General features: G+C 58.7%; 5 protein-coding genes. All 5 read left to right on the top strand.

From position 1 onward, the window contains the following. The first annotated feature begins 175 nt into the window (after positions 1-175). Positions 176-2,188 carry a penicillin-binding protein gene (locus ACTTKG_RS08620; RefSeq protein ID WP_442673808.1) on the top strand — a complete coding sequence of 671 codons (2,013 nt, stop codon included), beginning with the start codon at positions 176-178 and terminating at the stop codon, positions 2,186-2,188. A 431-nt stretch (positions 2,189-2,619) separates the two neighbouring features. Continuing rightward, positions 2,620-3,645, top strand: a complete 1,026-nt coding sequence (locus ACTTKG_RS08615; protein ID WP_442673807.1) for a FecCD family ABC transporter permease — start codon at positions 2,620-2,622, stop codon at positions 3,643-3,645. A 4-nt stretch (positions 3,646-3,649) separates the two neighbouring features. Then, positions 3,650-4,459, top strand: a complete 810-nt coding sequence (locus ACTTKG_RS08610) for an ABC transporter ATP-binding protein (RefSeq protein WP_442673806.1) — start codon at positions 3,650-3,652, stop codon at positions 4,457-4,459. Then, complete coding sequence (locus ACTTKG_RS08605; protein ID WP_442673805.1) at positions 4,456-5,202, top strand: ABC transporter ATP-binding protein; 747 nt, start codon at positions 4,456-4,458, stop codon at positions 5,200-5,202. Before ACTTKG_RS08610 ends, ACTTKG_RS08605 begins: the two co-directional genes overlap by 4 nt. Continuing rightward, positions 5,199-5,943: ABC transporter permease (locus ACTTKG_RS08600; protein WP_442673804.1), on the top strand; the 745-nt coding region annotated here is incomplete at its 3' end. The genes ACTTKG_RS08605 and ACTTKG_RS08600, both read left to right, overlap by 4 nt.

Genomic DNA, 5,943 nt, shown 5'->3' with positions numbered 1-5,943 from the left:
AAGTATCATTGGTGATTTGGGTCATTGCATAGAAAAGGGATGCACCTGCGTCGATCTTGGCGCAGGGGCATCCCTTTTTGCGGCATCATGCATATGGCAAACGGCTATATGGAAAAGGTCTTTAAAAGTTCATCTCGTATGCTATAATAGAAAAAAACGACAAGGGGTTTTCAGCTTGAACGTGAAAAATAAGGCGGAGCGCGTCGAAAAGCGCAGGCGGCGTGTGCGTGACAACGTGCAGATCACGGTGCTCCTCGTGCTCGGCGTGTTCTTTCTGACGCTTTGCCGCTATGGTTGGGTGCAGATCGTCAAGGGCGCGGAGATGGCGGAGCGCGTGCGCATACAGTCGGGCGAAGAGCGCGTGGCGCAGTCGCCGCGCGGCAGGATTCTCGATGCAAACGGCAGAGAGCTTGCCGTCTCGATGATGACGAAGTCGCTTTTCGTCGATCCGAGCCATGTGGGGGACGCAGCGGCGCTTGCCGCTGACCTTGCACCGATCATCGGCTTGAGTGAGAGCGACATCCTCGAAGATATTGCGCAGGGCGGCGGCTTCGTCTGGGTCAAGCGGCGCATGGAGCCGGAGATGTCGGATGCTGTGAAGGCTCTCATTCGGGAGAAGTCTTACAGCGACTGCTTAGGTTTTCGCGATGAGGCGAAGCGCTACTATCCGAACGACGTACTCGCCGCGAACGTCCTTGGCTTCGTCGGTACGGATGATAAGGGGCTTGACGGTATCGAGCAGCAGTTTGACAGCATGATCAAAGGTGTGGAAGAGGAAAATTTCATCTTGACGGATATGAAGAGCCGACCGATTCTAAGCTCGCTCTTCCGGCAGGATACTTACACAGGCGACCGCTGCAAGACGGTGACGCTGACGCTCGACAGCAACATCCAGTTCATTGTGGAGCAGGAGCTTGACCGTGCGATGGCAGAGAACGCGCCGCAGCACGCGACGGCGATCGTCATGGATCCCAAGACGGGCAATATCCTTGCGCTCGCCATGCGCCCCTCGTACAACCCGAACGAGTTTGACAAGTATTCGAGTGAGACATGGAAAAATCTCGCCGTTTCCTCGATCTATGAGCCTGGCTCGACGTTCAAATCCATCGTGGCAGGTGCGGCGCTCGAAGAGAATATCGTCACGCCGAATCAGATCTTCGTCGATCCCGGGCATGTCATGGTCTCGGGCAGGCGCATACAGAACTGGAACGGTGAGAGCTTCGGCACGGTGACGTTCACCGATGTTGTCAAGAACTCTCTCAATACGGGATTCGCTCTCGTCGGGCTCGATCTCGGCGCCGAGAGGCTTACGAAGTACGCGAAGCTCTTCGGCTTCGGCGAGCCGACGGGCGTCGAACTGCCGGCAGAGGAGAGCGGCATCCTCTTCGAGCCGGAGAACATGCGCGATTCGGATATGGCGACGATGGCGATCGGACAGAGCATCGCCGTGACGCCGCTGCAGCTCGTGGCGGCGATGGCGGCGATCGCCAACGACGGCATTCTCTTGAAGCCGCACATCGTCAAGGAGATTCATAACGCCGACGGCTCGCTCTATCTTCAGACGAAGCGCGATGAGGTGCGCCGCGTCCTGCAGTCGGCGACGACGAAAACGCTCGTCGGACTTTTGGAGCAGGTCGTCACGGCGGGCGGCGGACAAAAAGCGCAGGTCAAGGGCTACCGCATCGGCGGTAAGACGGGCACGGCGCAGAAGATTCGTCCGAATGGCGCAGGCTATATGGATGGACACTACATCGCATCGTTCTGCGGCTTCGCGCCCATTGACGATCCGAAGCTCGTCGTACTCGTCATCTTGGACGATCCGACGGGCGGCAATTTCTACGGCGGACAGATCGCAGCTCCCGTTGCGGGGGCGATTTTCTCGCAGGTGTTCCGCTATATGCACATCGAACCGTCGAGCGATCCTTTCATCGAGATGGATGAAAAGCGTGCGCAGAAGGAAGCGCAGGCGCCGCCGAAGAAAAAGCCGCGACTGCCCGACGTCGTGCCGAGCGGCAAGGTCGTCATGCCCGATCTCGACGGACTGACGATTCGCGAGGCGGCGGAAAAACTCGCAGCGATCGGCGTGACGCTCGAAGCCGAAGGATCCGGCAGAGCGAGCTACCAGAGCGCTCCTGCCTACAGCGTCATCGATCCGGGCGAGACCGTCACGGTCGTTTTTTCGCCGTGATATGCTTCGGCAAAGTTTCCGGTGAAACCGCAGAAGAGGTTGGGAGTTGTGGTCAAGCGTTTTTGTAACACGAGTGTCCAATCACCTTATGTCGGATACCTCGCTTCGAATGGCGTACGATATCCGTTATAAACGCCTTCGATGCGCTTTTGCTGGGGCGGAGGCATTTTTTGTGTATGAAAAGGGGCTGGGGCACATGATTTATGTGCGACAGCCCCTTTTGGCTTCTTTCTCATCCAGTGTTTTCCTAAAACAAAGAGATTTCTCATAAAAAAAGGCATTGACAAGGAAAACTTTCATGTAGTAGAATACTAACGATAAATGATAATAATTATTAAATATGAAAATATTAAATAGGAAGTTCGTTTTGCGGCTTCCTTTTCTTTTCTGAAATAAATGAGAATAATAATATATATGAATGGAGTGACATAATGGAAGCATCAGAAGAAATTCTTCCAACAGAGGTACATCCGCGTGCGCACAAGCGGCGGCTTGCGATCATCCTTGGATTTGCCGCACTCGTCCTTGCGCTCATCGTCAGCGCTTCGGCGGGGGCGGTGCATATCGCGCCGGAGGCGATCATACCGACGCTCATGGGCAACGGTGCGCCCGAGGACTATCGTATTCTCTATCACATTCGTCTGCCGCGCATCATTACGGGTGCGCTGACGGGCATCAATCTCGCACTTGCGGGCTGTATCCTGCAGGGGATCTTGAAGAATCCGCTTGCCGATCCCGGCATCATCGGCGTGTCGGCGGGTGCAGGGCTGACCGCCATGTGCATCATGATTCTTTTCCCGGCAGAGGTCAAATTTGTGCCGCTCGGTGCATTTATCGGCGCGATGATCGCCGTCGCGCTCGTCTTTGCACTGTCGTGGGAGAACGGCGTCGATCCCATGCGCATGGTTCTTGCAGGCGTCGCTATCGCGGCGTTCTTCGGCGGTGCGATGACAGCGCTGATGGTCTTTTACTCCGACCGCGTGCAGGGGACGGTGAATTGGATGGCGGGCGGCTTTGCAGGGCGCAGTTGGCATCATGTGGAGATGGTCTTGCCCTACACCCTCGTCGGCATCGCCGGTACGCTCCTGGGCAGCCGCTGGCTCAACGCCCTGCAGCTTGGCGAAGAGACGGCGAGGAGCCTCGGCGTCAATGTGGCGCGTGCGCGTGTCGTGCTGCTTTTGCTGGCGGCGCTCTTGGCAGCGTCGGCGGTCAGCGCAGCGGGGATGCTCGGCTTCGTCGGGCTGGTCGTGCCGCACATGGTAAGGCTCTTGACCGGCTCGGACTTCGACTATCTGCTGCCCGCTGCCGCGATCTGGGGTGCGGTGCTTGTCGCAGGCGCAGACGCCGCAGCGCGCATTGCCTTTGCACCGATTGAGATACCGGTCGGCGTATTCATGTCGTTCTTGGGAGCGCCGTTCTTCCTCTATCTGCTCAAAAAAGGACTGCGAAGGAGGTGAATCCATGACAGAAATTTTAAAAGCCTGCGGTCTTTCCCTCGGCTATGGCAAAGCGGAGATCGTCCACGCGGTCGATGCAGTCATTCGGCGGGCGGAGATCGCGGCGATCATCGGGCCGAACGGCTCGGGCAAATCTACGCTCCTCAAAGCGTTTGCGCGGCTTCTCAAGCCGAGCGCGGGCCGCGTCGAATTTCTGGGCGAAGATCTGTGGAAAAAGACGGAGCGCGCTGTCGCACAAAAGGTCGCGTTTCTGCCGCAGAGCGCCGAGCCGCCGGGCGACATCACGGTCATGGAGCTTGTGCGCATGGGGCGGCTGCCGCATCGGAAGTTTTGGGATTCCTTTTCCAAGGCGGATGGCGATGCCTGTCGCGCGGCTCTGGCGCGCACGGGGATGGAAAAGTTCGCCCAGCGTCCGATCCTTGCCCTCTCCGGCGGTGAGCGTCAGCGTGCGCGGCTCGCTATGGCGCTTGCACAGCAGCCCGAGGTGCTGCTCCTCGACGAGCCGACGACATATCTCGACATTCGGCATCAGCTCGCGCTCATGGAGCTTGTGGAAAAGCTCCATGCGTCCTTGGGGCTGACCGTCGTCATGGTGCTGCACGATCTCAATCAAGCCGTGCGCTACAGTCATCATATCATCGCCATCCATGCAGGCAGCGTACTCGCGGACGGCACGCCCGATGCGGTCTTTACCGAAGAACTCGTGCGCGAGCTGTATGGCGTCGAGAGCGTCGTGCGCGATATGACGATCGCAGGCAGAAGGACGAAGCTCTGTCTGCCCGAGCGTGTCGCAGAGAAGGCGGCTGCCGTATGAGCGCGGACAGTAGCGCGGCGATCACGATACTGGGCGTTTCGTGCAGCCGCAAGGGTAAGACGATCCTCGAAGATGTGACGCTCGACGTTGCCGCCGGCACGGTCTTGGGGCTATTGGGGCCAAACGGCGCAGGCAAGACGACGCTCATTCGGCTTGTCGCGGGGTTGGCTCGTCCCGATACGGGTACGATTCGCGTATGCGGTGAGGATGCGGCGAAGCGCAGCGTGCGCTTTCGGCGGCTCATCGGACTTGTGCCGCAGGAAAACACCTTGGAGAGCGAGCTGACCGTCGGTGAGAGTCTGCTCGCCTATGCGCGTCTGTATGGTATCAAAGATGCAAAAGCATCGGTTCAACAGACGGCGAATCGGTATCATCTCACGGATTTTCTTGATAAGCGTCCGGAAGAAATCTCGGGCGGCATGAAGCGCCGCGCCGTCATCGCACGCGCCGCGATGACCGATCCCGCCGTGCTGCTCCTCGACGAACCGAGCGTGGGACTGGATCCCGATCTTCGGCAGGAGATCTGGGCGCTGATTCGCGAGCTGCGAGAAGCCGGCAAGACGCTGCTCCTCACGACGCATTATATGGAAGAAGCCGAAAGCCTTTGCGATCAGATCGCCTTCTTACGCGCGGGCAGGCTGCGCGCCGTCGATACGGCGGCGGGCATACGCGCGGCAGCGGGCGATGCGAAGGATCTCGAGCAGGCGTTCCTGCGCCTTTCGCGTGAGGAGGGCTGTCCGTGATACCATTCGCTTTCTGGCCGGTCTTTCGGCGTGAGATGGCGATGCTCGTGCATCGTATCGGCGGTCTGGGCTATCTCTTTTCGGGTCTGCTCTTTCCGATGATCTATCTTCTGGCATTCGGCTGGGGACTTGGCAATGCCGTTGAAGTCACGGGAGGATACATCGCTTATCTCGCGAAAGGAATGCTCGCCATCACCGTCATGATGAACGGCTTCCAGCAGACGTCGATCTCCGTCAGCGCAGCACGCTTCTATTACCGTACGTTTTCCGTACTGCGCATGAGCCCCGTCGGCGATGCGTCCATCGTATTCGGCATCGCGCTTGCCGGTGCGCTGCGTGCGATTCTCGCGGGAGCGGCGGTATTTCTCGCCGCGTGGCTCTTTTTCGGCATTCGGCTGCTCGCTTTGCCGGGCTTTCTCGGGCTTGTCCTCACGGCGTTCTGCTTTGCGGCGTTCGGCGTCGCCGTCGGGCTTTCCATTCGTGGGCAGGAGCAGTTCTCCATCATCATCAATTTCTTCATCACCCCGATGACGTTCTTCTGCGGTTCTTTCTTCCCCATCGCGAACCTGCCCGAGATCGTGCGGCGGCTCGTCGCACTCCTGCCGCTCGCGCACACGAACGCGCTATTGCAGGCGGACGGCTGGGACGGCGGCGCACTCTCATCGTTCGTGCTGCTTGCCCTTCTGACAGCGATTGCCTTCAGTTGGGGCGTGTGGCGCATGAAACGGTATCAGGAGTTTT

This window comes from Selenomonas sp. (genome assembly GCF_052169755.1).
Lineage (GTDB): Bacteria > Bacillota > Negativicutes > Selenomonadales > Selenomonadaceae > Selenomonas.
Note: the sequence above shows the minus strand (reverse complement) of the source record. Positions and strands in the feature narration are given on the sequence as shown.